This window comes from Iodidimonas muriae (assembly GCF_014647255.1).
Taxonomy (GTDB): domain Bacteria; phylum Pseudomonadota; class Alphaproteobacteria; order Sphingomonadales; family Rhodothalassiaceae; genus Iodidimonas; species Iodidimonas muriae.
Map to the genome: position 1 here is coordinate 47,604 of NZ_BMOV01000003.1, position 26,576 is coordinate 74,179.

Consider the following 26,576-nt stretch of genomic DNA (forward strand, 5'->3'; position numbering starts at 1 on the left):
GTTTACAGGCTTTCCGGAACAGACATCTCACCAGCGATCACTTCCACACAATGGCCGGAAATATGCACACGATCTTCAGCAACGGACAGCCACAATTCGCCGCCCCGCTGGGAGATCTGCCGGGCGAACAGCTCGCTTTTCCCCAGCCGATCCGCCCAGAAAGGGGCCGATACGCAATGCGCCGATCCGGTAACAGGATCTTCTTCTACGCCAAAAGCGGGAAAAAAGCAGCGCGACACAAAATCACAATCGCCCGCCCCCGGCGCCGTGGCGATAAAGCCGCGCTTTCCAAAGGATTTCAAGGCTGTAAAGTCCGGTTTCAACGCACGGACCTGCTGGGCATCTTCAAACAAGGCCAGAATATCGCGGCCACCAGAAAAATAGGCCGAAGGCACAGCCCCGAAAGCCTCTTTTGCTCCGGCCTCTCCGTTGGTATCGGGCAAAGCCTCCAAAGCACGGGGCCGGCGCGCGGGCAGATCCATCGACAAACGGTCCCCGTCCTTGGTGACAATCAAAATACCCGCCTGACTGGAAAAGCGGACCGCTTCCCCCTTGTCCCGCAGATTGCTCAGGATCGCATGGCCCGATGCCAAAGTGGCATGGCCACACAAATCCACTTCGGTCATGGGGGTAAACCAACGCAAACAAAAATCCGCATCATCCTCATCGGAGGGCACGAAAAATGCCGTTTCCGACAGATTGTTTTCCCGCGCGATGGCCTGAAGCACCGGGTCCGGCAGCCATGCATCCAAAGGACAGACGGCAGCGGGATTGCCCTTGAACGGCTCTTTTGTGAAGGCATCAACTTGCAAAAACGGGATGCGGATGGTGCGTGTCATGCCTGCCTCTCCGGCGCGCCGATCAACGATTTGATGCTGTCGTCAAACCCCACCACAATGCGGGTCCCCAGATCCCATACCGGCCGTTTCACCAAAGCGGGATGGGCCATCATCAAGGCACGGGCGCTTTGTCCATCCACCGCTTGACGCACCTCTTCATCAAGGCCGCGCCATGTGGTACCGCGACGATTGAGCAGCGCTTCCCAGCCCACCGCATCTATCCAGCGGTCGATCAGATCGTCTTCGATCCCTTGATCGCGCACATCCACAAACTGATAATCCGCGCCGGTTTGATCCAGCCATTTCCGTGCCTTGCGGCAGCGATCGCAATTTTTCAGACCGAACAGGATGATCATAGATGTCGCCCCCACGCATATGCCTTTCCCCGTCTTAGCGGCAACGGCCCTTGCTGGCCAGAGGGAGTCTTGCGAAAAGGCCCCTTCATTGAGGAAGTTCCTGCACCGTTTTGTTCGGCTTGCCAGACCCGGCAGGATCGATTTTGATGATAAATTCCGCATCGGGGAAGTGTTCGCTCAAGGCTGCTTCCACCTCCGTTGCAGCCAGATGGGCCGAACGCAGGCTGGCCATCGGGTTCACTTCGATATGAAACTGGATGAATTCACGCAGGCCCGCCTTGCGGGTTTTCAGATCATGGATGCCCAAAACATCGGAATTGCCCAAAACGATATTGAAAATAACCTCCCGCGTGGCATCGTCCATTTCCTTATCCATCAGCATATCCACCGCGCGGCGCGCCACCGAAAAGGCGTTATAGCCAATGAATACCCCGATCAGTGCTCCGAACAGCCCGTCGGCCCATAAAATCCCGGCATAGCCGCTTAGCGCGATTCCCACCATCACGGCCAGATTCAGCAACAGATCGCCGGTATAATGGAGACTGTCCGCATCCACCGCCAAAGACCCGGTTTTCGCAATGACCGAGCGCTGGAACAGAACCAGACCAAGGGTCAGCACAATCGCCAGAACCGAAACCGCCAGTCCGCTCCACGCCATGGCCACCGGTTGCGGATCAAAGAGCCGCAGCACCGATTGCTGCAGCAAAAACACCGAAGACGCGATCATGATGGCCCCTTGCGCCAAGGCCGCCAGGCCTTCCGCCTTGCTATGGCCAAAGCGGTGATCGTGATCCGGCGGTTCCAAAGCTGTGCGGATGCCGACAAAGGTGATGATCGAGGCCAATAAATCCAGCGACGAATCGGCCAAGGAGGCCAGCATGGTCACCGATCCGGTTTTGATCCAGACCACCGCCTTTAAGGCCGCAAGACTTGCGCCCACAGACACGCTTGCCAAAGCGGCCAAGCGCATCAAACGACCCCGTTTTTTATCGTCTCGCATCATAAGACTGTGTCTTTTTCACCCAATGGCCAAGGCGCCGCATTGGCCGGAACGTCAAGGATACAATATTTTACGGGTCCAGCCGCCTGCCCCATCAGCGGCCCAGACCGTGCGATGGTGCAAGCGAAATGCGCCTTCTTCCCAAAATTCAAAAGCATTCGGACGCACAAGCATACCCGACCAATGGGGAGGACGGGGAACCTCCATATCTTTAAAGCGCGCCTCGATCTGTTGAATGGCCTGTTCAAATTCACCGCGACCACCGGGCATGACCTGTGATTGCGCCGAAGCCCACGCCCCGATCTGGCTTTCACGCGGGCGGCTTTTGAAATACCGGTCCGCCCGGGCATCCGGCACCTGTTCGGCGCGCCCTTCGATGCGGATCTGACGGGCCAGACTTTTCCAGTAAAACAGCAAGGCCACATGTGGATTTTGCGCCAGCTCCTGCCCTTTTCGGCTATGAAGATTGGTATAGAACACAAAACCGTCCGCACCCCATTCTTTCAGCAAAACGGTGCGGGCTGAAGGACACCCTTTTTGATCGGCCGTCGCCAATGTCATCGCATTGGGATTATCCGGCTCTGTCTTATGGGCCTTGTCAAACCATAGACCGAATTGCTCAAATGGATCGGGATTGCTCACCACAGAATCCTCCTTCTTTCGCGGTCCTTATGGCCGCACTTGGAAAGTCACGTCTCGCCCTTTAACATAGCCTGTGCATATCCTATGTCTTTCACCGCACAAGGCGGACAATCAAGGCTGAAAATGAAAGATCTATATTCCATACTTGGTGTCACCAAGGGCGCTGATGACGCAGAAATCAAGCGCGCATATCGCAAACTGGCCAAGGAACTGCACCCCGACCGCAATAAGGGCAACGAAAAAATTGTCGAGCGGTTCAAGGAAGTGTCCTCGGCATATGGCATTTTAGGCGATAAGGATAAGCGTGCCCGCTATGACCGCGGGGAAATCGACGAAAACGGCACCGAACGCGCCCCTTATGGTGCCGGCGGCCCCGGCGGTGCTGGCGGTTTTAGCGGCTTCCGACGCGGTGGCCATCCCGGCGGTGCGGATTTTGGCGATGCGGAAGACGTGTTTGCCGATTTATTCGGTTTTGGCCGCAGCCGCAAACCGCGCACACAGCGGGGACAAAATGTTGTCTATCAGCTGAAAGTGGCCTTTCTCGATGCTGTCTTGGGGGCAACGCGGCGGGTTACCTTGTCCAATGGCAAGACCCTGAATGTGAAAATCCCCGCAGGTGTACGCGATGGGCAGCAGATAAGGCTATCTGGTCAGGGAGAGCCCGGTTTCAATGGCGGCCCGGCTGGCGATGCGCTGGTGAAAGTAGAGGTGGAAGACCATCCCTATTTCACCCGCGATGGCCATGATATCTTGCTGGACCTGCCCATCACCCTTGATGAAGCGGTATTGGGCGCGCGTATTTCCGTTCCCACAACCACCGGAACCGTAACACTTTCCGTTCCCAAGGGTGCGTCTTCGGGCAAGCGCTTGCGGTTGAAAGGAAAAGGCATTTCGGCCGGAGGCAAAGTGGGGGATCAATATGTAACGCTGAAGATCGTTCTGCCCAAAACGGTGGACAGCGATCTGGAAAAGGCCATCGGGAAATGGGCCAAATCCCATCCTTATACGGTGCGGGACCATTTAGAAACCTAAGAGCGCATATGGCAGGATTCTGGCAAACGCAGTGCAAGAAACACGGCCAAATCTGGTGGTCGGCACTGACGCGTTTTTATACGGATCACGGACCGGAACATGCGGGAAACATGACCTTTCTGGGGGCCATGGCGATCTTTCCGTTTCTGATCTTCCTGATTTCGCTCTCTGGCCTTTTGGGGCAAACCGATACCGGGCAGAATGCCATCGCATTCTTATTGTCCAACCTGCCGCAAAATATCACCAAAACCCTACGCGGGCCGGTGAACAATATCGTCCAGAACTCCCATGGGGGTGTGCTCACCGGCTCTATGGTTTTTGCCCTTTGGACCGCAATCCAGGGGGTGGAAGCGGCGCGCCAGACGGTTATCCATGCCTATGACAGCTGGGAACATGCGGCCGCGTTCTGGCGTCGGCTTTTAGCGGATCTGGGGCTGGTGGTGGGCACGGCCTTGATGATCCTGCTGGCCATGTCCTTGTTGGTTCTGGCCCCTGTGACCCTTTCGCTGAGCCAGGATAGCGTGCGGGCCTCTGCCGGTTTTTTCGATTTTGACATATGGTCACGCTACCTGATCGCGCCTTTGCTTTTGTTTTTGGCAACCCTTACGGCCTATAAGGCCTTTGTGCCGCGCCTTCCCACCATGCGCCGGTATTACACACCGGGGGCAATCCTTACCGTTGTGGTTTGGCTGATCCTGGGGAAAGGCATGGCCATTTACCTCAAAAATGCGGATCGCTATGACGTGATCTATGGCAGCCTCGCGGGCGTGGTGATCTTCCAACTTTTCGTCTATATCATCGCCAGCGCCTTTATTCTGGGCGCACATTTAAACGCAAGCTATACCCGCCATCATGGGCCTTTGGGCATCGACCAGAATTTGGTCCTATGACTGGCACCGAGAATAAATGGCACTGAAAACGATCAAAAAGGAAACAACATGACCGCACAGACAGGTCTTCTTTCAGGCAAGCGCGGGCTCATCATGGGCGTTGCCAATGACAGGTCTTTGGCATGGGGCATCGCAAAAGCAGCCCGCGCACAAGGGGCCGAGCTTGCCTTCACCTATCAGGGCGAGGCTTTGGAACGGCGGGTGCGCCCTTTGGCCCAAAGCCTTGAGTCCAATCTTCTGGCTCCTTGTGATGTGTCGGATATGGCCTCTATCGACGCGGCATTTGCCATCATCGAAAAAGAATGGGGCAAGCTTGATTTCCTTGTCCATGCCATCGGCTTTTCCGATAAGAACGAACTGCGCGGCCGCTATGTGGATACCAGCCGGGAAAACTTCCTCCACACCATGGATGTCAGTTGTTATTCCTTTACCGCTGTTGCCAATCGCGCGGAAAAACTGATGAGCGAAGGCGGGTCGATGCTGACCCTGTCCTATTATGGCGCGGAAAAAGTGATGCCCCATTATAATGTGATGGGTTTGGCCAAAGCTGCTTTGGAAACCAGTGTCAAATATCTGGCCAATGATCTTGGGCCGCGCGGCATTCGGGTCAATGGCATTTCCGCAGGGCCTGTCAAAACCCTGGCGGCGTCTGGCATTGGCGATTTCCGCTATATCCTCAAATGGAATGAATTGAACGCTCCCTTGCGGCGCAATATCACCATCGACGATGTGGGCGGTGCCGGGCTTTATCTGCTGTCCGATCTGGCCTCTGGCGTTACCGGTGAAATCCACCATGTGGATGCGGGATATAATATCATTGGCATGAAACAGGCCGATGCGCCTGATATCGCCCTGAGTTAATTTCCCTTGATTGTCCCTTTGCCCCCTAGTCTGAGGAAGCCAACATGTCGTTGAACAGTTTTGGCCATGTCTTGCGCTTCACAAGCTGGGGGGAATCCCATGGCCCCGCCATCGGCGCGGTATTGGATGGGGTACCACCGGGCATCACGCTTTCAGAAGGCGACATCCAGCCCTTTCTGGACCAAAGGCGCCCCGGCCAATCGCGCTTTACCACCCAGCGCCGTGAAGCCGATCAGGTGCGTATTCTTTCCGGAGTGTATGAAGGGAAAACCACCGGAACGCCCATTTCCCTGCTGATTGAAAACACCGATCAGCGTTCGAAAGACTATTCGGATATCGCCAAACGCTATCGGCCCGGCCATGCGGATTTCACCTATGATGCCAAATATGGCCACCGCGATCCCCGTGGGGGCGGGCGCTCATCGGCGCGGGAAACCGCCATGCGGGTCGCCGCCGGAGCCATCGCCCGCAAAATTCTGGGCGACAGCATAGAAATCTATGGCGGTCTGGTGGAAATGGGCGGGGATACCATTGACCGCGATCTGTGTGATTGGTCCCGTGTGGGGGACAATCCGTTCTTCTCCCCCGATCCCGAAGCCGCAAAGCGTTGGGCCCGGCTGCTGGACGAAACCCGCAAGTCCGGCGATTCGCTGGGAGCGGTGATCGAGGTCGGGGCACGCGGCGTTCCTGCGGGCTGGGGGGCACCCATTTATGGCAAGCTGGATGCGGATCTGGCCGCGGCCATGATGTCGATCAATGCCGCCAAGGGCGTGGAAATTGGCGAGGGATTTGAAGCGGCCCGGCTGACAGGCGCACAAAATGCCGATCAGATCCGCATCGGGAAAAACGGCCAGCCCCATTTTCTGTCCAATCATGCCGGCGGTATTTTAGGCGGAATTTCATCTGGCCAGCCTGTTATGTGCCGGATCGCCATCAAGCCCACCAGTTCAATTCTGATCCCTCGGCAAAGCATCACAAGCAGCGGCGAAAATGTGGATGTGGTCACAAAAGGTCGCCATGATCCTTGCGTTGGCATACGCGGCGTGCCGGTGGCTGAGGCCATGCTGGCATTGGTTTTGGCCGATCATATGATGTTGCACCGCGCCCAATGCGGCTAAAAGCAGGAACTTCCGTTCATGTGGACGGTGGCGACGGCTCATAAGGGCGCACATCGGCGTGCAGCTTTTCGCGGCAGATGCTTCGGATCAGGGACGCAAGCGCACGATACAACACGCGATAAGGCGCACCGGGTCGCCAGGCAAGCGCAATGGTGCGGTAAGCTGGCACCTCGCTCAAAGGCAAGATCTGCACATCTTTTCGCGGTATGATTTCTGACCGCACATAAAGCGCTGGCAAAAAGCCCAATCCCATATTCATCCCCACCATATGGCGCAAAGTGTCAAGGCTTGTGCCTTCATATTCCCGCAGCAAGCGGGCATGATAACGATGTGCCAATTCCTGCACTTGATCGAAAAAGCGATAACGGTCTTCCAAAGCCAGTAGTTTTTGGCCATGCAAATGTTCGGGCGTTACTTGGTCCAGCAAAGACAAGGGATGATCGCGGGATGCCGTCAGAATCAGCGGTTCATCGAACAAAATATCCGTGGTGATATCCGATGCCGTCAAAGGAAACTGGGTCAGGATCAGGTCATGATGACCTTCCAGCAATTGCGCCTCCAGATCGCGCGGCCCGTCTTCGCGCACATAAAGCTGCAAATCGGGATAGGCTTCATGCACCGCTCCGATCACTTCGGGCAAAAGATAAGGTCCAAGGGTTGGCGGAACCCCCAAACGATGCGTACCGACCACGCCCAAGCTGCCCGACCGGGCTTTTTGCGTGAACAGGTCCATTTCATGGACAAGGGTTTGGCCGAGGCCGATCAAATCACGCCCCAAAGGCGTGGGAACCGCCCCCGTTTTCATTCTTTCCAGCAACACACAGCCCAAAATCTCTTCCAAAGCGGCAATCTGTGCGGTCAGTGTTGGTTGGGAAACACCGATACGGGCAGCAGCCCGGCGATAGCTGCCCGCTTTTGCAACTTCAAGGAAATAGCGAATCTGCCGAAGGGACGGTTCTCGCGTGCGGCCATGCCACGTGATAGTCAATCTCGATCACCTTGTCGTAAAATGTTATATTCCATTATCACATGGAATGCTCATTGTGCAGCTAGGGAATGTTCCTAAATACATATTTGTAGGCTGTTACAAGGAATCGCCGATGGACAAAATTTTTTCTGGCATCTCTAAATTCCAAAAATCGGTCTACCCGAAGAATGAGGAACTGTTTCACAAACTGGCTGGCGGGCAATCGCCCGAAGCCCTGTTCATCACCTGCGCCGATAGCCGCGTTGATCCCATGATGATCACCCAAACCGAACCCGGGGATCTGTTTATCTGTCGCAATGCAGGCAATATCATCCCACCCCATGTGCCCGATGCAGGCGGCGTTACGGCCACCATTGAATATGCCATCGGCGCCCTGAATATCGAGCATATTGTGGTCTGCGGCCACACCGATTGTGGGGCCATGAAAGGTGCGATGGATAGAGACAGTCTGGCGGATTTCCCCCATGTGCGTTCTTGGCTCGGCTTTTCGGAAGCTGCTGTGAAAATTGTCAATGAACGGGACAAAAACGCCTCGGAAGAAGAGCGCTTGAATGCCCTGATCGAAGAAAACGTCCTGTTGCAACTGGTGCATGTACGCACCCACCCCTTTGTGGCATCTCGTCTGGCGGCCGGGCTTTTGGAACTGCACGCTTGGGTTTACGACATAAAAAGCGGCACAATCAAAGCCTATGACTCCGAAAGCGGATACTTCCGCGAGATTACCCGCGCCAAAGGCAATGCGGAATTTCCCAAGGGAAACTGCCCGATACACGATCACGCCGATTGATCATTTGGCACATTCAGATTTCAGGACAGTCCGCACATGACCTTTAAGTTTAACAATCTGCGCGGCGACATTTTCGGGGGCACCACCGCCGCCATTGTCGCCCTGCCTTTGGCTTTGGCCTTTGGCGTGGCATCCGGCGCCGGCCCCATTGCAGGTCTTTACGGCGCCATTATCGTCGGCTTTTTCGCTGCCGTGTTTGGCGGCACGGCGACGCAAATTTCTGGTCCTACAGGACCAATGGTGGTGGTTTTCGCCGGGGTTTTCGCGGCCTATACCGATCAACCGGAGCTGGTCTTCACCTCGGTGATACTGGCTGGTCTTTTCATGATTTTGTTCGGCCTTTTGCGCCTTGGCGACTATATCCGCCTCGTCCCTTATCCGGTGATTTCCGGGTTCATGAGTGGCATTGGCTGCATCATCATTATTTTGCAATTCGGCCGCTTGATGGGCCATGAACCGCCAAGCGGCCCGCTTATGGCTTTGGCCTCCATCCCATCGGCTGTTGTCGACCCCAATTTTTCGGCGCTGGCCATTGGTATCATCACTTTGGCCGTGGTATTTTTCTGGCCAGCCCGGTTCAATCGTTATGTTCCCGGTCCACTGGCAGCGCTGTTCATTGCCACGCCACTATCGATGTTGTTTACCGGCGTTCCCATATTGGGCGAAATTCCCAGTGGATTGCCTGAAATGCAGATGCCTATGTTGACCGCGGATACGGCTTTCCTGGTCATTGAAACGGCGCTGATTTTGGCGGCGCTCGGCTCCATTGACAGTCTTCTGACATCCCTTGTCGCCGACAATATGACCCGAAGCCGGCATTCAGCCAATCGCGAACTGGTGGGACAAGGCATCGGCAACAGCCTGGCCGGTTTGTTTGGCGCTATCCCCGGTGCCGGAGCCACCATGCGCACCGTCATCAATATCCGGTCCGGCGGCAATAGTCGGCTGTCGGGAGCCTTACATTCGCTGATCCTACTGGCGGTGGTGCTTGGACTTAGCCCGCTTGCGTCCATGATTCCCCATGCGGTCCTTGCGGGAATTTTGGTGAAGGTTGGCTATGATATTATTGATTGGTCCTATCTCAAGCGAGCCCATCGCGGGCCACGCTGGGATCTGATCTTGATGATTTTGGTGCTGGGATTGACGGTGTTTGTTGATCTGATCACCGCTGTTGCCATTGGCATGGTATTGGCCGCCCTTGCTTTCATCCATCAATTGGCCAAAACGCAACTTGCAAATATAGACACCATTCCCGGTCGCGATCTGAGCACCAATGAGGCCGAGTTGCTCAAACATGCCGATGGGCGCATCGCCATTTTTGATTTTGGCGGTCCTTTGAGTTTCGGGGCGGCTGCGGACATGGGCCACCGGGCGCGGGAGCGTACCAGCGGAAAGGTCTCGTCGCTAATTCTGGATTTCTCACGGGTGCCGTTTCTGGATATGTCTGCGGCCAATGCGGTGGAAACCATCATTCAAGATGGGAAAAATAGCGGCAAACGTATTTATCTCACCGGCCTGCATGATGATGTCCATGCGGTTTTAAAGGGTCTTGGTGTCCTTGATATGGTCCCACCCGAACAACAAAAAGGCCAACGCATGGACGCGTTGACCGAAGCCTTGAGTGCACTGTCCGGTCCGAAAGGCGCAATGGAGCCAGCCTGAACCGCCTTTTCATAAAAGCCAATAAACGCATAAAGCCGACATGGGATTTTCCCCGCGTCGGCTTTATATTTTTCTCGTAAAAAAGTGCCCTCTTGCACTTGGGATCAAGGGGCTCTTTTCGCTGTTACCAACACCGAAACATTGACGCCATTGGCAACGGCTTTCGCCACATCGCCTTTTTTGCCAAGGCCAAAAATCGTGCGGTCCAGCGTAACACCGCCTTCAACCCGCGCGATATCATCTTCAATGGTCAATTTGAAGGGCAGGATAAGGTCTTGGCTGACCCCCCGGATTTCCAGTGTGCCATGGGCTTCATAGCGCCCATTTCCCAAATGCCGCACATCTTGGGACGAAAACTGTGCTTTGGGGAAACTCTCCGCAAAGAACCAGTTGTCCCCCATAAGGGTCGTCCGCGCATCCTGTCCATCCATATAGATGCTGCCAATATCCACCGCCACCGATAGATCCGCCAATTCCGGATGATCCATATCAAAGGAAATCGTGGCATCGAAATCGCTGAACCCGCCATGCACCGGCGAGGTATTCCATTTGGCGGTCCACAGGATCTGGCTTTCCTTGGGGATCACCTGCCATATATTGGCCTGCGCGCCCATTGGGATCACCAAAGCAAAGAAAAGACCGATAAGCAGGCGCGTCATTTTTGTTCTCCATAGCTCTGCTTTGTGCCGAAGGGCAGCATGCGGCGCAGAATATCGTCTTTCAAAATGAAATGATGCTTCAAAGCCGCCCCTATATGCAAAACCAACAAAGCAACCAAGGCCCAGGCCATCACTTCATGCATCGCTTCCGAGAATTCATGTAACGCTTCATTAGGGCCAAAAATCGTCGGTAAAGTGAACAGTTTGAAGATTTTCGTGGGAATACCAAGCTCCGACGTATCGGTGCTTATCCATCCGGCAAGGGGCATCAGCAGCAAGAGGCCGTAAAGCCCCCAATGGGTAAGATGTGCCAAGCCCCGTTCCACGGGCGTAAGACCGCCGGGCAGCGCCGGGCCGGGGTTCACCACCCGCCAGACAAGCCGCAACAAGGCCAGCCAAAATACTGTAAACCCAATGGATTTATGAAGCTGGAACAGCGTGAACTTTGTCTGCAGGTCTGAAACCAGATGGCTCATGCTATAGCCCAGACCCCACATGGCGAGAACCAGAAGGGCGACAATCCAGTGAAAGCCGATGCTCACCAATCCCCAACGGGTCTGGCTGTTCGATATCTGCATTATCGCCCCCTTGTCTCGTCGACTGTCGCCTTATTTTGCGACGGATGTTTCCGTTGAGATAAAGATCTCGACGGCATCGCTTACCATCGGAACATATTGGCCGATCCCGAATTCACTGCGGTTGATGGTGGTTTTGGCATTGAAACCCGCAGCTTTTTTCCCGCTCATGGGATGGGTATCCAGCTTGTTCAGCGTCACATCCAGCACCACCGGTTTTGTCACACCGTGGATCGTCAGATCACCATAAACCTTGGCGGTACTGTCCCCGGTGCGGTCGATCTTGGTGCTGGTGAAGGTGGCTTCCGGATAGGTGGCGGCATCGAAGAAATCGGCGCTCAAAAGATGCCCATCCAGCTTTTCAATACCGGTATCAAGGCTGTTGATGGGAATGGTGACATTCAGCGTCGAGGCTTCTGGATTTTCTTCATCCAGCACCAGTTCACCGGCAAAATCGCCAAAGCGGGCGCGGGTTTCGGAGAAGCCCACATGGTTCCATGTGAGGCCGATATGGGTATGCGCCTTATCGAACACAAAGGCTTCCGGTGCGGCTTCAAGCGCCGGTGCCAAAGCAAGGCTCAGAGTAAGGCTCGCGGCGGCGCTCAGAAAAAATGTCTTCACTCGTGTCATGTCAAACCCCGTTTTGTTTCACGTGCAGGTTAATCGCACGTCCAAATTAATCACCGTCATCACAAATCTGTTTCGAAAAAAGGCTTACGGCAAAAGCCTCTCTTCTGTGGTTCCTATAGACTAACCAATTCCATCAACGCCGGTAGTCTTAAGATTGAAATTTATTGTCTCCCAAACAGAAACAGTCCTTGGAGCCGCGTCATTCAGGCGGCAAGGCATCCACGGAAGATATGATATCCGGCGACGATAATTCCCGCACATCCGATGCGATGGGGGATAGCTCTTCCAAGTCCTTGGCGCGATCATCCACTTTCAAATCCTCGAACTTCCGGGCTTGCGGCATCACCGACCGTTCAAGGCTACCCACCATGGAATTATAGGATTTCACGGCCCTATCAAGATTACGGCCCGTGGCCACCACATGATTGCCCATGGTGGAAAGTCGGCCATAAAGCTCTCGGCCCAAATCCGCCACTTGGCGGGCATTTTCCGCCATGGCTTCCTGACGCCAGCCATAAGCCACCGCTTTTGCCAAAGCGATCAAGGTGGTGGGCGTCACGATCAGAACCCGGTTATTGATGGCATCCTCGAACAGATCAGGGTCCCGTTCGATGGCCGCCGCATAGAAATTTTCACCGGGAATGAACATGGCGACAAAATCCGGCGTGTCTTTCAAGGCATTCCAATAGGCTTTGGCCCCCAATTGCTTCATATGGGTGCGAATTTCCTGTGCATGTTTGACCAAAAACCCATCCCGCACCGTTTCTTCCACTGCCTCGATGGCATTGAAATAAGCGGACAACGAGGTTTTGGCATCCACAACGATGGTGCGTCTGCCCGGCAATCTCAACACCGCATCGGGCATCAACAGCTTGTCATTTTCATCGGAAAAGCTGGCTTGCGTGTGGAAATCCACATGCTCGCTCATGCCCGCCAGTTCCATCACTGTTTGCAATTGGTGCTCACCCCAACGGCCCCGGGTTTTAGGCTGGGCGCGCAAGGCCATCACCAGTTTTGCGGTTTCACTGCGCACGCCATCCTGAGCCTGCAACACATTCTTCAGTTCACTGGTCAAATGGCCATAGGCTTCATGGCGAGCTTTTTCGATATGCCCAAGATTGTCCTCATAGCGCTTCAAGCTGTCCTGCATGGGTTTCAAAAGATTCTGGATGGCTTGCTGGCGTTCGCGCAGGTCCCCCTCTGCCGAGGATTTGTGGCGCTTGAAGGTTTCTTCCGCCAGTTCAAGGAAGGATTTCTGGCTGGCTTTGAATGTTTCATGGGCCAATCCCTTGAACTTTTCCTCAATCTCGCCGCGCATGCTGGTCAGGGTTTCGCGTTCTTGCTTCACCGCTTGTTCGCGTTCGAGCATAAGGGCTTCACGGGCCGCCAATTGGCTGCTGGCCTCTTGCAATTTCTCACGGGCCTCGCGCACATCACGTTCCAGCTTGTCAACCGCCTCGCCCCAATGCTGCGCCTTGTCTTCGGCCTGCTGCTGCTGCATCTGCGCCTCATGCAAACGCGCCTCAGCCTCTTTCAAAAGCCTATCGCTTTGTTGGCCGCGCTTTTTTTCCCGCAAAAGCGCAAAGCCCATAAACAGCGCCATGATCGCCGCACCAAGCACCCCCGCAATCAAAATGACCATCCCGTTTTCCGGCATTGCGTTTCCTTTTCAAGAACATAGAGGGAACATTTTAAAGCGGTCGCCCTGCGATTGCAAAGGCCATAAGAGGAAAAATCCTCAATTTGTGCCCTGTTCTTCCATCAGGGTTGTTTTGACAAGGGTGGCCAAGCGATTGGTAGAGGCATCATGGCGGGTAATTTCCCCCACCGCTTCCAGATCCGACAAGATGGACTGCGCCAGTTCCTTGCCAAGCTCCACCCCCCATTGGTCGAAGGAATTCACCCCCCAGATGATCCCTTGGGTGAACACTTTATGTTCGTAAAGCGCCAAGAGCTGACCAAAATGGAACGGGTCGAGCCGATCAAGCAAAAGCGTATTGGTGGGGATATTGCCGGGGAATGTGCGATGGGGGGCAAGCCGCGCCGCTTCTTCTGCCGCCATGCCGCTGGCCAGCATTTGAGCACGCACCTGTTCTTCGCTTTTGCCCACCATCAAGGCTTCGGTTTGGGCGCATAAATTGGCCAACAGAATTTTATGATGCTCCAGATGGTGGTGATCGGGGTGCAAGATGGCGATAAAATCGGCGGGCACAAGACGGGTGCCTTGATGGATCAACTGATAAAACGCATGTTGTCCATTGGTTCCCGGACGCCCCCAGATCACCGGCCCGGTTTGATAATTCACCACGGCCCCTTCGCGGTTCACCCGCTTGCCATTGCTTTCCATATCAAGCTGCTGAAGATGGTCCACAAAACGGTCAAGCCGTTGATCATAAGGCAAAACCGCATGGCTGGCGGCCCCCAGGAAATTGCTGTTCCATACCCCCAACAAGCCCAGAATCACCGGCATATTCCGATCCAGCGGGCTGTTCAGGAAATGCTGATCCATGGCATGGCCACCGTCTAAAACACGTTCGAAATTCGCCCAACCAATGCCCAAAGCCAAAGACAACCCAATGGCCGACCACAAGGAATAACGACCGCCCACCCAATCCCAAAAGCGGAACATATTGCTGGTGTCGATGCCGAAATCCGTCACCGCATCCACATTGGTGGACAGCGCCACAAAATGCCGGGCCACCGCCTTTTCATCGCCGAAATGATCCAGAACCCAGCGCCGCGCCGTTTGGGCATTGGTCATGGTTTCCTGGGTGGTGAAGGTTTTCGACGCCACAATGAACAAAGTTGTTTCCGGATTCAGAGTGGTCAGAACGCCGTCGATATCATGGGCATCCACATTGGATACATAATGAACGGAAATCCCCGCATGGGCATGGCTTCTCAGCGAGTCCATCGCCGCTTGCGGCCCCAAATGCGAACCTCCAATACCGATATTCACCACATCCGTAATCTGTTCGCCACCAAAACCGCGCCATGTACCATCATGCACCGAAGCCACAAATGTCTTCATCTGGGCAAGAACGGCATTGACCTCGGTCATCACATTCACCCCATCCACGGTGATGCCGGCCCCGCTCCGGTTGCGCAGCGCCATATGCAAAACGGCACGATGCTCGGTGTTATTCACCGCTTCGCCTTCCGCCATGCGGGCGCGCCATTCCTCCAAACGCCGCGCCTTGGCCAATCCCAGCAGCAAACGCATGGTTTCGGCGCTCACCCGGTTTTTGGAATAGTCCAACCGCAGGCCATGGGTTTCGATCCACATTTGATCGGCCCGCTCTGGCTCGGCTTTGAACAGATCCTTGATGGTTTGGCCAGCCCGGACCATGGCCTTGTGATGGGCATCCAAGGCCTGCCATGCGGCGGATGATGTGAGATCAGACATGGGTTTTCCTTCAGATGGTCATGAAAGGAGGCATTGATTGCTTTGGGTATAACAGGCTGCAAGCCGAGCCAATGAAGAATTCAAGGATAGGGCTTTGTTTTTACCTTATTGGCCAGCGTTTCATCCCGGCCAGTGTTTTGGCGGCCCGGCGCTGCGAGCCTGAATTATAGTAGGAATTTTTTGCTTTGCCATGCTGGCACGATCGGCCATATGCCCTTAAACTTGTGGCAGGAACATCATCGCACATCATGGCAGGCCTTGCCCCATAAGGCCGATGCAGCAAACAAAGGGAGCGAGGCAGGCCGTGACCGAGACTATGCCGGGCGAGCCCGCGAACAGCCCCCACCCCCTGTCACGCGCCCGTGCTGAACAGCATGACCGCGACGACCCCTTGGCACTGATGCGGCGTCGCTTCGACCTGCCGGGCGGGCTGATCTATCTGGACGGCAATTCACTGGGGGCTTTGCCGCGCGGTGTGGCTGCCCGGCTGGGGGAAATCACCCGCCATGAATGGGGCGACAAACTGATCGCAGGCTGGTGGCAAGGATGGATGGACTTACCGCGCCAAACCGGGGCACGCATTGCCCCCTTGATCGGCGCGGACCCCGATTATGTGATCGCCTGCGACAGCACCTCCCTTAATCTTTACAAGCTGGCGGCGGCGGCCTTGCTGGCCCGTCCGGACCGTTCTGTGATCCTGAGCGACGCGGGCAATTTTCCCACCGATCTTTATATGTTTGAAGGCCTGAGCACCCTGATGGGCAAAGCGGTGGAATTACGCACCGTTCCCCGTGCGGCCATCATGGAACATCTGACAACAGACGTGGCGCTTTTAAGCCTGTCCCATGTGGATTACCGCACCGCCGAACAATGGGATATGGCTGCGCTCACGCACGCCGCCCACAAGGTGGGTGCGCTCAGCCTGTGGGATTTATCCCATTCGGCAGGGGCCGTGGCAGTGGATCTGGCCGGGGCGCAAGCCGATATGGCTGTGGGCTGCGGTTATAAATTTCTCAATGGTGGCCCCGGCGCCCCCGCTTATCTTTATGTTGCGCCCGATCTTTGCAACACACTCGTCAATCCTTTATCGGGCTGGATGGGCCATCAAGCACCATTCGATTTTGGCCCCCGCTATCAGCCCGCCGAGGGCATTGACCGCTTTGCCTGTGGCACCCCGCCTGTTCTGGGCCTTACCGCACTTGATCGGGCGCTTGAGGTGTTTGCGGATGTGGATCTTTCCCCCCTTTATGCAAAGGGGCAGGCTTTGTGCGCCCTGTTTCTGGCGCTCACCAAAGATCTGCCCGGCATCTGCCCCTTGTCCCCCGCCACGGATAGCCCGCATGGCTGCCATGTGGCCCTGTCACACCGCCAAGCAAAAACCATCATGGCACAATTGGCAAGCCGCGGCGTGGTAGGGGATTTTCGCCCGCCCGATGTGATGCGCTTTGGTTTTTCTGCGCTTTATTGCCGCTATGTGGATGTGTGGGATGCGGCCCATGCTTTGGCTCTGGAAATTGGAAAAAGCGAAGATGGCTTAAGCGATGACCAGCCCCAGCCATCCCCTCCACATCCGGCTCCTTAAAGATAGGGGCTCATCAGCCATGCGGCACGATTGCGCAAATGGATGGGCAAGGGCCGTTTGCGCACTTCGGACCATGTGATCGTGCGGGCTTTTTTCTGACGCTCTTCCAGAAATCCATCCAAACTGCGGGCCGTGGCGGCGTCGAAAATCTCCAGATTCAGCTCAAAATTCAGGCGAAAACTGCGCGCGTCCCAATTTGTAGAGCCGATCATCGCCCAATAATCATCCACCACCATCATTTTCATATGGTCCAAAGGCGGCGGTGTCAGATGCAGACGAACCCCACGCTTCAGCAAGCCTTCAAACAACGCTTCGGACGCCCATCCCATCACCCGGTAATTATTGCGTTCCGGCACCAGAATATCCACCTCCACCCCGCGAAGAGCCGCTTGTGACAAGGCGCTTAGAAGATGGATATCCGGCAGAAAATAAGGGGTGCTGACCCGCACCCTGCGTCGGGCGATGGACAAGGCACTTTCGATGATCCATCCGGCATTGGAAAATTCCTCCTCCGGGCCATCAGGAACAGTGCGGGCCACCGCCGGGCCATCCGTATCACCATCATCAAAATGTTTTTGGATGTCCCATGAAGGTCCGTGAAGCGGCGCGCCCCCGGCAAACCGCCAATCTTCGTCAAACACCGTGAAAAGCTGGCTCAAAACCGGACCGTCCACCCGAAACATCACATCTTGCGACTGCAAGCCCCGCTCGCCGGAAGCCCGATGGATATCGCGGATATTCATGCCGCCGGTGAAGCCTGTGCTTCCATCGACCAGCAATAATTTCCGGTGCGTCCGCAGATTGATAAATGTCAGGTGCGAAAGGCTGGGGCGGTTGAAGGCCCGCGCATCGATCCCCATTTTCCGCAAGCGGCCTGCAATCAGCGGGCTGCCCATAGCATCCACCAGCACACAGACCTTAACGCCGCGATCCAAAGCGGCTTTCAAGGCCCGCGCAAACGCCTGCCCCACACTGTCCCAGTCATAGATATAGGTGCAAAAGGCCACCGACCGTTGGGCCGTATTGATGGCCTCCAGCATGGCGGGATAGGCTTCATCGCCATTGATCAGCATCTTTAAATGATTGCCGCCGCATAAGGGCAATCCCGTAAGGCCATGGCCCAGCCGGGAATGGGCCAGAAAGCGCGGGGCAGCTGTGGGATCAAGGGCCAGCAGACCATGATGTTCCGGCTGGCCTTTGGCATGTCTCAACGCCCCCAGCTTTTCCCGTAATTGCCGTTCGGCCCGACGCTGTACCCGATTCACCCCCAGAATCAGATAGCCCACCGCTCCGGCACCGGGCAGCAGCCAGATGATCGCCACCCAACCAATAGCGGCACGCACATCACGCTTTGTCAGCAAGATATGCATGCTTGCCAGCACCGAAGCCGCAAACAACGCCAAACCGAGCAAAAACGAACTGATGGGTTCCATGAAAGAACACTGCCCACAAGCTGGCTTAGGGGCAACGGTCAAATGACATGCCCATAAATTTCACAGCACTAGGACGGCCTTTGCGCTTCCAGCATGTGCAACATCGGCGCAAGGGGCGTAAGATCATAGCCCGCCATCTGCGCCGCCGACATGACATCCGCCACGCCCTGACGCTTTGACGCCACCATGGCCGCGGCCCATAAAGCCGTAGAGCGCATCCCCGACAAGCAATAGGCTAATACCCGCCCGTTGTCGCGCCAGCCCTCCTTTAAAGCCTGCTCCATTCGTGCAATGGCATCGGGGGTAATCTGACCGCCCGCGACCGGAATATGCACAAAAGAAAGGCCATGCTCCTTCGCCCAGTGTGCCATCTGCTGGGCCGTGGGCTGGTCGGGGTTTTCCCCATCGGGCCGATTGCAGATCACCATATGCACACCCTTTTCCGCGGCCACGGCAAAATCCTCCGGCGCGATTTGTCCGGCCACATAAAGGCGATCGGAAACGGGTTTAAGCTGTGTCATATGCTTGCCATCCTTTTAAGGGGCCAGATCTTGGGGAAGAAGCGTTGCCGAGCGTTTTTCCAAAACGTTTCCTGCCATGCGCATGGCCACCATATAATCATCGAAAATCGGGGCCGGAGGCATCGCATCACAGGCCACAAAACAGGCATCGACATGCTCTGAAGACAAGGTCACATGCTCCATTTCGGGCGGACAATCGGCATAAGACAGAAAAATCAGCACAAAGCGGCGGGTGCCATCCGCCTTGAGCCGTTCCCAAGAGTGCAAAAATCCCGCCACGCGGCTTTCCAGCCCGGTTTCTTCCCTTATTTCACGGGTCAGGCAATCAAGCGGCTCCTCTCCCGGGTCCAGCCGCCCACCGGGCAATTCCCAAATGCCATTGGGCTGGCGCAAGACCAGCGCTTTTTCATCACATAACAGCACCGCCTTCACGGAAACCGGCAAGCCTTGCGCCTGTTCCAACAAGCCGTTTATCCGCGCCTCGGACAGGTCGTCGAACGGTGCCTGTGTCATGTGCGTTTTCTCCATTCCCGCGCCGCCCTACGCTAGGCCGTTTTCAAAAAATGGGCCACCAATTCCACATGAGGCGACCAAAGGAATTGATCAACAGGACGAACGCAAACAAGGTCATAGCCGCCATCCACCAAAAGCCGGGCATCGCGGGCAAAGGTGTTGGGATTGCACGAGACCGCAATCACAGCTGGCACTGCACTGCGCGCCAGTTCTGTCATCTGCGCGGCGGCACCGGCGCGTGGTGGATCAATAATTACGGCACCGAAACGATTAAGCTCATGCACGACAAGTGGCCTGCGGAACAGATCGCGGTGATCCAGCGTTACCTGTTTCAAGCTCTGCGTGCCATGAACCGCCTTGCGCAGGGCCTCCACCGCCGCACGCGCCCCTTCCACCGCATGGACGGTGCTGTGTCGGGCCAGCGGCAGGCTGAAGGTTCCGATGCCCGCAAACAGGTCGGCACAATGCGTCGCCCCCGCCGTCCATTCCAAAATCGCTTCAAGCAAGGCCGTCTCGCCTTCTTTGGTGGCCTGCACAAAACCGCCGGGCGGCAAAGGCGCATCCACCTCGCCAAAGCGCATTTTGGGGGCGCGACGCACCGAAACAGGGTCGAGAAACCCATCGTCCAACACATGCACGCTGGCCAGATCATAAGATTCGGCGAATGTTGCCAGCGCTTCGCGCCTTGCCAAATCCAATGACACGCGCCCGGAGATCAACAAATCAATGCCGCTGTCACTATCCGTAAGCGTTATGTCCAGCCCCGCACGCAACGTCAAAAGATCGCCAAGCACAGCCCGCAAGGGCTTCAGCAAAGCCACCAGTGCCGGACGGGCAATGGGACATTCTTTCACATCCACCAAATGATGGGATTGGCGTTGGTTAAAGCCCAACAGCACCCCCCGGCTGGTGCGCAGGGCCTTCAAAGCCAAACGCCGTCTGCTGCCCGGCGGGCTGATATGCGGGGCCTCGATGGGCACATCCCCCAAACCGTGCTGTGACAATGCCGTTTTCACGCGGTCCCGTACAAATCCGGCATAAGCATCCGTCGTCAGATGTTGTAAACTGCATCCGCCGCACGAGCCAAAATGACGGCATGACGGCTCCGCCCGATCCACACCGGGGGTGACAATGGCTTCCAGACTGGCCCGCATGGTGCCCCGTGGCCCCGGTTCCAGCCACACATCCACCACATCACCCGTTGCGGTGAAAGGCACATAGATATCCCCATCCGCCCCGTGCGATATTCCATCGCCCTGGGCACCAATGCGGCTAATCTCAAGGCGCTTTGGCGCACCTTTTTTCTTAGGCGTGGTACTGCGCGGCAATCAAAAATTCCTTATTTCCTTCGGGGCCGGTGATCGGACTTTCGCTGATCCCCAAAACCTGCCAACCGGCACATTGGGAAAGCCACGCTTCAATGCGCTCGCAAACCTCAGTGTGCAGGGCTGGATCGCGCACCACACCCTTTGCACCCACACGGCCTTTTCCCACCTCGAATTGCGGTTTGATCAAGGCCACCAGCCATGCACCGGGCCGCACCAGCGCAAGACTGGCGGGCAAAACGGTTTCAAGGCCGATAAAGCTGGCATCGCACACCACCATATCCACCGGTTCGGGGATGTGCTCGGCACTTAGATGGCGGGCATTGGTACGTTCCAGCACACAGACACGGGGATCATTGCGCAGTTTCCACGCCAATTGGCCATGGCCCACATCCACCGCATAGACATGTGCGGCCCCTTTTTGCAGCAACACATCCGTGAAGCCGCCGGTGGACGCCCCCACATCGATGGCGGTTTTGCCCGTCACATCGATATCGAACCGCTCAATGGCGTGGGCCAGTTTTTGCCCCCCGCGCGATACCCAGGGATGGTCCTGACCCCGCACCTCCAAAGGTTGGTCCGCCTTGATGGGCTGACCAGCCTTGTTGATGCGGGTTTCGCCAGAAAACACCTTTCCTGCCAAAAGCAACGCCTGCGCCTTGGCACGGCTTTCCACCAAACCACGTTCCACAAGGGCCAGATCAGCGCGCAGCCCTTTGGCCTTCATGAATGCTCTCCGTCAGGCAAGAGCGCCGCGGCTGGCTTCAAAATCATTATGACCAAGGGCACGCAAAGCCGTCTCAACGATATAAGGGGCTGTCAGATGCGCTTGTTCATATTGTTTTTCAGGGGAATCCTGTTCCTGGAAAATATCCGGCAATTTCATGGTGCGCAGCTTGAAGCTGGCGCTATCCAAGAGCCCTTCACCGGACATGAATTCCAAAACATGCGACCCAAAGCCGCCAATGGCGCCTTCTTCGATGGTGATCACCACCTCATGATTGGCTGCCAGATCGCGGATCATTGCCTGATCCAGTGGCTTGGCAAAACGCGCATCGGCCACAGTGGTGGAAAGGCCACGGCTATCCAGAATATCGGCAGCCTTCAACGCTTCGCCAAGGCGACCACCCAAAGACAGGATCGCCACTTTCGAGCCTTCGCGCAAAATACGGCCCCGGCCAATTTCCAAAGGCGAGCCAATGGCGGGCAGCTCCACGCCCAGGCCTTCACCGCGCGGATAGCGGAATGCCGTGGGATAATCATCCACGGCCACCGCTGTGGCCACCATATGCATCAATTCCGCTTCATCGCCCGCGGCCATCACGATCATATTGGGCAAGCTGGCCAAATAGGTAATGTCGAACGAGCCGGCATGGGTTTGCCCATCAGAGCCAACAAGTCCGGCACGATCGATGGCAAAGCGCACAGGCAATTTCTGAATGGCCACATCATGCACCACCTGATCATAGGCGCGTTGCAAGAATGTGGAATAAATGGCCGCAAATGGCTTCATGCCCTGCGTGGCCATGCCAGCGGCAAAGGTCACCCCATGCTGTTCGGCAATGCCCACATCAAAGGTGCGATCAGGAAAGCGCTTGCCGAAAACATCCAGCCCGGTGCCTGATGGCATGGCCGCGGAAATGGCGACGATCTTGTCATCTTTTTCCGCTTCCTGAACCAAGGAATTGGCAAATACTTTCGTATATTGCGGGGCTTTGGGCGTGGACTTTTTCAATTCGCCCGTCACCACATCAAATTTCGGTACCGCATGGTATTTATCGGCTGCCGCCTTGCCAAAGGGATGGCCACGGCCTTTTTCCGTTACCACATGGACAAGGATCGGGCCTTCTTTTGCATCGCGCACATTTTCCAGAACCGGCAAAAGATGGTCGAAATTATGCCCGTCGATGGGGCCGATATAATAAAAGCCCAATTCTTCAAACAGCGTGCCGCCAGTGGCCAGACCGCGAGCATATTCTTCGGCCCGACGGGCGGTGGTCACAAGCTGCTTGGGCAGGCGCTTCATAAGAGAGCGGCCGATATCGCGAATCGACAAATATTCCCGCGATGACAGAACACGGCTGAGATAGGCGCTCATGGCCCCCACCGGCGGGGCGATGGACATATCATTGTCGTTCAAGATCACCACAAGCTGATTGCCCGCCTGTGCCGCATTGTTCATGGCTTCATAGGCCATGCCTGCGCTCATGGCGCCATCGCCGATCACGGCAATGGCTTTATCGGGCTTGCCGGCGAATTTACTGGCCATCGCCATACCAACGGCTGCCGAAATAGAGGTGGAGCTATGGGCCGCGCCGAAAGGATCATATTCACTTTCCGTGCGCTTGGTGAAGCCTGAAAGCCCCCCGCCCTGCCGCAAGGTACGGATACGATCGCGCCGACCGGTCAGGATTTTATGAGGGTAGCACTGGTGCCCCACATCCCAGATCAGCTTGTCATCGGGCGTGTTGAACACATAATGGATGGCCACGGTTAATTCTACCACGCCCAGTCCAGAGCCAAAATGGCCACCCGTTGACGACACGGCAGAAATCATTTCGGCGCGCAATTCATCCGCCAGTTGTTTCAATTGTGTCGGCTTCATATCCCGCATATCTGCAGGAAAGGTGACCTGATCGAGCAGCGGCGTTTCGGGCTTTTTGGACACTTCACTTCACCTGTTAGCTTATTCGGCGCGATTACGGCGCCCCATTGTTCAGGCATAGTCCTGAAACAAGAAAATGTTAAAGCGATGGCATATCGCAAATTTTACAACGAGAGACTAAAGAACTTACCGTCGGCGATGAATAGCAAACTGCGCCACATCACGCAAAAGTTCCGCTTTATCTCCAAATTCTTCCAGATAGCCAAGCGCCTGTTCCGTGAGAATCCGGGCCTGTTCGCGGGCACGGTCTTCCCCCCAAAGGGACAACAGCGTTTCTTTGCCCGCATCGGCATCCTTGCCGGTGGCTTTGCCCATTTCGGCTTCCGAGGCCGTATGATCCAGAAGATCATCGGCGATTTGGAAGGCCAGCCCCACAGCGCGGGCATAGGCCACCAAGGCATGTCGCGCATGGGGAGAGGCTTTTCCAAGAACCGCACCGGCCTCCACCGAAGACACGATCAAAGCCCCGGTTTTCATCTGCTGGAGGCGGATGATTTCTTTCTCGCCAAGGGTTTTGTCTTCCGCATCCAGATCCAGCATCTGGCCGCCGACCATGCCATGATGGCCAGAGGCCCGCGCGATCAGTGACACCAGCGTCGCACGCACGCGCGGATCTGTATGGGTGCTTTCATCCGCCAGAATTTCAAAGGCAAAGGTCAAAAGAGCATCGCCAGCCAGAATGGCTGTGGCCTCATCAAAGGCTTTATGCACCGTGGGCTTGCCGCGCCGCAGATCGTCATCATCCATGGCAGGCAGATCATCATGCACCAAAGAATAGGTGTGGATACATTCCAAGGCCGCCCCGGCCCGCAAGCTGGAGGTGCGGCTGACCCCGAACAGATCTGCCGTGGCCCGCACAAGAAAAGGCCGCAAGCGCTTGCCACCTGCGAACAGGGCATAGCGCATGGCCTCCACCACCTTGGCGTCGCCACCATCGGGCACCGGCAACAAGGCATCGAAAGTTTCTTCCAACTCACCGGAAATATCGGTCAGCGCTGTTTCCAGCGCCGAGAAATCATCTACTTTTTTCAGCATCATTTTACGTCGAAAGCCTCCAGCCCAGCATCGCCGGACACATCTAACGTTATTTTTTCAATCCGCGCTTCCGCACGCTTCAATTTCGCTTCGCAATGCCGCTTCAGCCAGGTTCCACGGGTATAAATATTGATGGAGTCTTCAAGACTGACCGCGCCGGATTCCAGCTGGCCGACAATGTCTTCTAACGCCTTCAAAGCATCTTCAAAGGTCAAAGCCTTGATATCATCAGGAATTTGATCGTTATTTTCCGCCATTATCCACTGCCCGGGTCATCGAATTGAAATCAAGCACCAGTCTTATTCGCCAGCGCGCATTTCAGCCTCGTACTTTGCCCGCTCTTCGGCGACAAGCTCTTTCTTGGACAATTTCCCCACCATCGTTTTGGGCAATGCATCCCGAAACTCGATTTCACGGGGCAATTCATGCTTCCCCAAATGCTCACGCAGGAAGGTTTTCAGTTTTTCCGCCGAAAGCTCATGATCCTTTTTCAGAACGACAAAAGCCTTGGGCGCTTCCCCACGATAGGCATCAGGCACGCCGATCACAGTGGTTTCCGCCACAGATGGATGCTTGTAGATGGCTTCTTCCACATTGCGGGGGAAAACATTAAAGCCCCCCACCAAAATCAGATCCTTTGAGCGATCGATGATGAAAGTATAGCCTTCTTCATCCATATAGCCAATATCGCCGGTGCGGAGCAAATCGCCCTGCATCACTTCCGCCGTGGCTTCGGGCTTGTTCCAATAACCTTTCATCACCTGTGGGCCGCGCACGCAAATCTCGCCCACGTCACCAAGGCCCAGCACTTTTTCAGGATCATCCCGATCAAGGATAACGATCTCGGTGCCCGGAACAGGCAAACCGATAGAGCCTGCTTTTTGTTTCCCTATGATCGGATTGGCGCTCACCGTGGGGGAGCTTTCCGTCAGCCCATAGCCTTCATTGACAACCACACCGGGAATGGCGGCCTCGAACCGTTTTTTCACTTCGGCAGGCAAAGGCGCCCCGCCGGAAAAACAGCTCCGAAGCGCCGAAAGGTCGTATTTCGCCAGATCGTCATGATTGAGAATGGCGGTGAACATGGTGGGCACACCGGGCATCATGGTGACTTTATGCTCCGCCGCCAGGCGCAAGGCGTCTTCCAACTCGAACTTCGGCATCAAAACGATTTTTGCCCCGTTCAAGGTGGATGCGTTCATTACCAATGTCATGGCAAATACGTGGAACAAGGGCAAAGCCCCTAGCATCACACCTTCGCCCTGATTCAAAGAAGGGTCCCAATAAAGCGTTTGCGCGCAATTTATGGACAGATTGGCATGGGTCAGCATCGCGCCTTTCGGCACGCCGGTGGTCCCGCCGGTATATTGCAAAACCGCCACATCATTATAAGGATCGATCTCTACCGGCGCGGGATCACTGCCCTGCCCCACCAACCATTCAAACGAAACATGATCGTCATCCTTGGGGATATCGGCGCGCAAATCTTTCTTCAAAAGCTTGAAGGCCAGCCCTTTCCAGAAAGGCAACATGTCGCCGAATCCGGCCACCACCAGCTTTTTCAAACGGCTTTGGTCGAAAACTTCGGCAATCTGGGGGTAAAGCGCCGCCAGATCCAGCGTCACCATGATATCGGTTTCGCTGTCTTCCACCTGCGCCAAAAGCTCTGGCACGGAATAAAGCGGTGAAAAATTCACCACCGTCCCGCCAGCACGCAAAATACCGTAATAGGCGATGATGAATTGCGGGCAATTGGGCAAGAACAGCCCCACGCGCACGCCTTTCTTCACGCCCAGCGCCTGAAACCCTTTGGCGGCGCGGCGCACCAGATCGGCACTTTCCCGATAGCCGACCTCGCGCCCCATGAAGGCCATATGGGCGTTATCCGGCCAGCGTTTTGCCGAATCCTCCAGCAATTCAAACAGCGGGCGTGCCTTGAATTCACGCGCCCAATCGAGCTGCTGCGGATAGTTTTTCAACCAAGGCTTGTCCGCCATCACTTACTCCGAAAAATCCGGGCACTTCCTGACCGGGAACCAAGCAAAACAAAGATCTCC

26 protein-coding genes are annotated in these 26,576 nt (G+C 55.8%); 7 read left to right on the plus strand and 19 right to left on the minus strand.

Annotated elements, in window-relative coordinates:
• Positions 1-2 precede the first annotated feature (2 nt).
• The 4 genes from IEX96_RS05120 to pdxH form a co-directional block, all read right to left on the minus strand.
• Positions 3-839 (minus strand): PhzF family phenazine biosynthesis protein, encoded by an 837-nt coding sequence (locus IEX96_RS05120; protein WP_229773550.1) that lies wholly within the window; start codon positions 837-839, stop codon positions 3-5.
• Complete coding sequence (locus tag IEX96_RS05125) at positions 836-1,195, minus strand: ArsC family reductase (RefSeq protein ID WP_150005885.1); 360 nt, start codon at positions 1,193-1,195, stop codon at positions 836-838. The genes IEX96_RS05120 and IEX96_RS05125 overlap by 4 nt, the downstream gene beginning before the upstream one ends.
• Before the next feature lie 85 nt (positions 1,196-1,280).
• A complete protein-coding gene (locus IEX96_RS05130; protein WP_150005846.1) occupies positions 1,281-2,198 on the minus strand; it encodes a cation diffusion facilitator family transporter in 918 nt (305 codons plus the stop codon).
• Positions 2,199-2,249: 51 nt separating this feature from the next.
• On the minus strand, positions 2,250-2,837 hold the full coding sequence (pdxH, locus tag IEX96_RS05135) for a pyridoxamine 5'-phosphate oxidase (RefSeq protein WP_150005845.1): 588 nt from the start codon (positions 2,835-2,837) through the stop codon (positions 2,250-2,252).
• Positions 2,838-2,960: 123 nt separating this feature from the next.
• Here pdxH and IEX96_RS05140 point away from each other — a divergent pair, with 123 nt between their 5' ends.
• From IEX96_RS05140 to aroC, 4 genes are read left to right on the plus strand one after another with little or no spacing between them, the layout of a single operon-like run.
• Positions 2,961-3,869 carry a DnaJ C-terminal domain-containing protein gene (locus tag IEX96_RS05140; protein ID WP_150005844.1) on the plus strand — a complete coding sequence of 303 codons (909 nt, stop codon included), beginning with the start codon at positions 2,961-2,963 and terminating at the stop codon, positions 3,867-3,869.
• Between the two features lie 8 nt (positions 3,870-3,877).
• Positions 3,878-4,759, plus strand: a complete 882-nt coding sequence (locus IEX96_RS05145) for a YihY/virulence factor BrkB family protein (RefSeq protein WP_188873578.1) — start codon at positions 3,878-3,880, stop codon at positions 4,757-4,759.
• Positions 4,760-4,807: 48 nt separating this feature from the next.
• Positions 4,808-5,620 carry an enoyl-ACP reductase FabI gene (gene fabI, locus IEX96_RS05150; protein WP_188873579.1) on the plus strand — a complete coding sequence of 271 codons (813 nt, stop codon included), beginning with the start codon at positions 4,808-4,810 and terminating at the stop codon, positions 5,618-5,620.
• Between the two features lie 44 nt (positions 5,621-5,664).
• Positions 5,665-6,738, plus strand: a complete 1,074-nt coding sequence (aroC, locus tag IEX96_RS05155; RefSeq protein ID WP_150005842.1) for a chorismate synthase — start codon at positions 5,665-5,667, stop codon at positions 6,736-6,738.
• Positions 6,739-6,754: 16 nt separating this feature from the next.
• Here the strand turns inward: aroC and IEX96_RS05160 are convergent, their stop codons facing one another.
• Positions 6,755-7,726, minus strand: a complete 972-nt coding sequence (locus IEX96_RS05160) for a hydrogen peroxide-inducible genes activator (protein ID WP_150005841.1) — start codon at positions 7,724-7,726, stop codon at positions 6,755-6,757.
• Between the two features lie 112 nt (positions 7,727-7,838).
• Between IEX96_RS05160 and IEX96_RS05165 the strand changes: the two genes are divergently transcribed.
• Both IEX96_RS05165 and IEX96_RS05170 read left to right on the plus strand, forming a co-directional pair.
• A complete protein-coding gene (locus tag IEX96_RS05165; protein WP_150005840.1) occupies positions 7,839-8,513 on the plus strand; it encodes a carbonic anhydrase in 675 nt (224 codons plus the stop codon).
• Between the two features lie 36 nt (positions 8,514-8,549).
• On the plus strand, positions 8,550-10,175 hold the full coding sequence (locus IEX96_RS05170) for a SulP family inorganic anion transporter (protein WP_150005839.1): 1,626 nt from the start codon (positions 8,550-8,552) through the stop codon (positions 10,173-10,175).
• A 104-nt stretch (positions 10,176-10,279) separates the two neighbouring features.
• On the opposite strand, the gene IEX96_RS05175 is transcribed toward IEX96_RS05170, so the two are convergent.
• The 5 genes from IEX96_RS05175 to pgi form a co-directional block, all read right to left on the minus strand.
• The gene (locus tag IEX96_RS05175; RefSeq protein WP_150005838.1) at positions 10,280-10,834 is read right to left on the minus strand and encodes a YceI family protein; all 555 of its coding nucleotides are present in this window, start codon (positions 10,832-10,834) and stop codon (positions 10,280-10,282) included.
• Positions 10,831-11,412 carry a cytochrome b gene (locus tag IEX96_RS05180; RefSeq protein WP_150005837.1) on the minus strand — a complete coding sequence of 194 codons (582 nt, stop codon included), beginning with the start codon at positions 11,410-11,412 and terminating at the stop codon, positions 10,831-10,833. The genes IEX96_RS05175 and IEX96_RS05180 overlap by 4 nt, the downstream gene beginning before the upstream one ends.
• Positions 11,413-11,442: 30 nt before the next feature.
• The gene (locus tag IEX96_RS05185; RefSeq protein ID WP_188873580.1) at positions 11,443-12,039 is read right to left on the minus strand and encodes a YceI family protein; all 597 of its coding nucleotides are present in this window, start codon (positions 12,037-12,039) and stop codon (positions 11,443-11,445) included.
• Between the two features lie 199 nt (positions 12,040-12,238).
• Entirely contained in the window at positions 12,239-13,696 is a 1,458-nt protein-coding gene (locus tag IEX96_RS05190) for a DNA recombination protein RmuC (protein ID WP_150005836.1), read from the minus strand.
• A gap of 81 nt (positions 13,697-13,777) precedes the next feature.
• A complete protein-coding gene (pgi, locus tag IEX96_RS05195; RefSeq protein WP_150005835.1) occupies positions 13,778-15,445 on the minus strand; it encodes a glucose-6-phosphate isomerase in 1,668 nt (555 codons plus the stop codon).
• A gap of 304 nt (positions 15,446-15,749) precedes the next feature.
• On the opposite strand from pgi, the gene IEX96_RS05200 reads away from it, so the two are divergent.
• On the plus strand, positions 15,750-17,027 hold the full coding sequence (locus IEX96_RS05200) for a kynureninase (protein WP_229773552.1): 1,278 nt from the start codon (positions 15,750-15,752) through the stop codon (positions 17,025-17,027).
• On the opposite strand, the gene IEX96_RS05205 is transcribed toward IEX96_RS05200, so the two are convergent.
• From IEX96_RS05205 to IEX96_RS05245, 9 genes are all read right to left on the minus strand, one after another.
• Positions 17,024-18,460, minus strand: a complete 1,437-nt coding sequence (locus IEX96_RS05205) for a phospholipase D-like domain-containing protein (RefSeq protein ID WP_150005834.1) — start codon at positions 18,458-18,460, stop codon at positions 17,024-17,026. The genes IEX96_RS05200 and IEX96_RS05205 overlap by 4 nt on opposite strands.
• Before the next feature lie 68 nt (positions 18,461-18,528).
• Positions 18,529-18,981: a protein tyrosine phosphatase family protein gene (locus tag IEX96_RS05210; RefSeq protein ID WP_150005833.1), complete on the minus strand. Its 453-nt coding sequence runs from the start codon at positions 18,979-18,981 to the stop codon at positions 18,529-18,531.
• 15 nt (positions 18,982-18,996) lie between these two features.
• A complete protein-coding gene (locus IEX96_RS05215; protein WP_188873581.1) occupies positions 18,997-19,494 on the minus strand; it encodes an NUDIX domain-containing protein in 498 nt (165 codons plus the stop codon).
• A 32-nt stretch (positions 19,495-19,526) separates the two neighbouring features.
• On the minus strand, positions 19,527-20,822 hold the full coding sequence (locus tag IEX96_RS05220; RefSeq protein WP_150005831.1) for a class I SAM-dependent RNA methyltransferase: 1,296 nt from the start codon (positions 20,820-20,822) through the stop codon (positions 19,527-19,529).
• Positions 20,800-21,546 (minus strand): TlyA family RNA methyltransferase, encoded by a 747-nt coding sequence (locus tag IEX96_RS05225; protein ID WP_150005830.1) that lies wholly within the window; start codon positions 21,544-21,546, stop codon positions 20,800-20,802. Before IEX96_RS05225 ends, IEX96_RS05220 begins: the two co-directional genes overlap by 23 nt.
• A gap of 12 nt (positions 21,547-21,558) precedes the next feature.
• Positions 21,559-23,487 carry a 1-deoxy-D-xylulose-5-phosphate synthase gene (dxs, locus tag IEX96_RS05230; RefSeq protein WP_150005829.1) on the minus strand — a complete coding sequence of 643 codons (1,929 nt, stop codon included), beginning with the start codon at positions 23,485-23,487 and terminating at the stop codon, positions 21,559-21,561.
• Positions 23,488-23,610: 123 nt separating this feature from the next.
• A complete protein-coding gene (locus IEX96_RS05235; RefSeq protein ID WP_188873663.1) occupies positions 23,611-24,519 on the minus strand; it encodes a polyprenyl synthetase family protein in 909 nt (302 codons plus the stop codon).
• Positions 24,519-24,776: an exodeoxyribonuclease VII small subunit gene (locus tag IEX96_RS05240; protein ID WP_150000414.1), complete on the minus strand. Its 258-nt coding sequence runs from the start codon at positions 24,774-24,776 to the stop codon at positions 24,519-24,521. The genes IEX96_RS05235 and IEX96_RS05240 overlap by 1 nt, the downstream gene beginning before the upstream one ends.
• Positions 24,777-24,818: 42 nt before the next feature.
• Positions 24,819-26,516, minus strand: a complete 1,698-nt coding sequence (locus tag IEX96_RS05245) for a long-chain-fatty-acid--CoA ligase (RefSeq protein WP_188873582.1) — start codon at positions 26,514-26,516, stop codon at positions 24,819-24,821.
• Between the last annotated feature and the right edge of the window lie 60 nt (positions 26,517-26,576).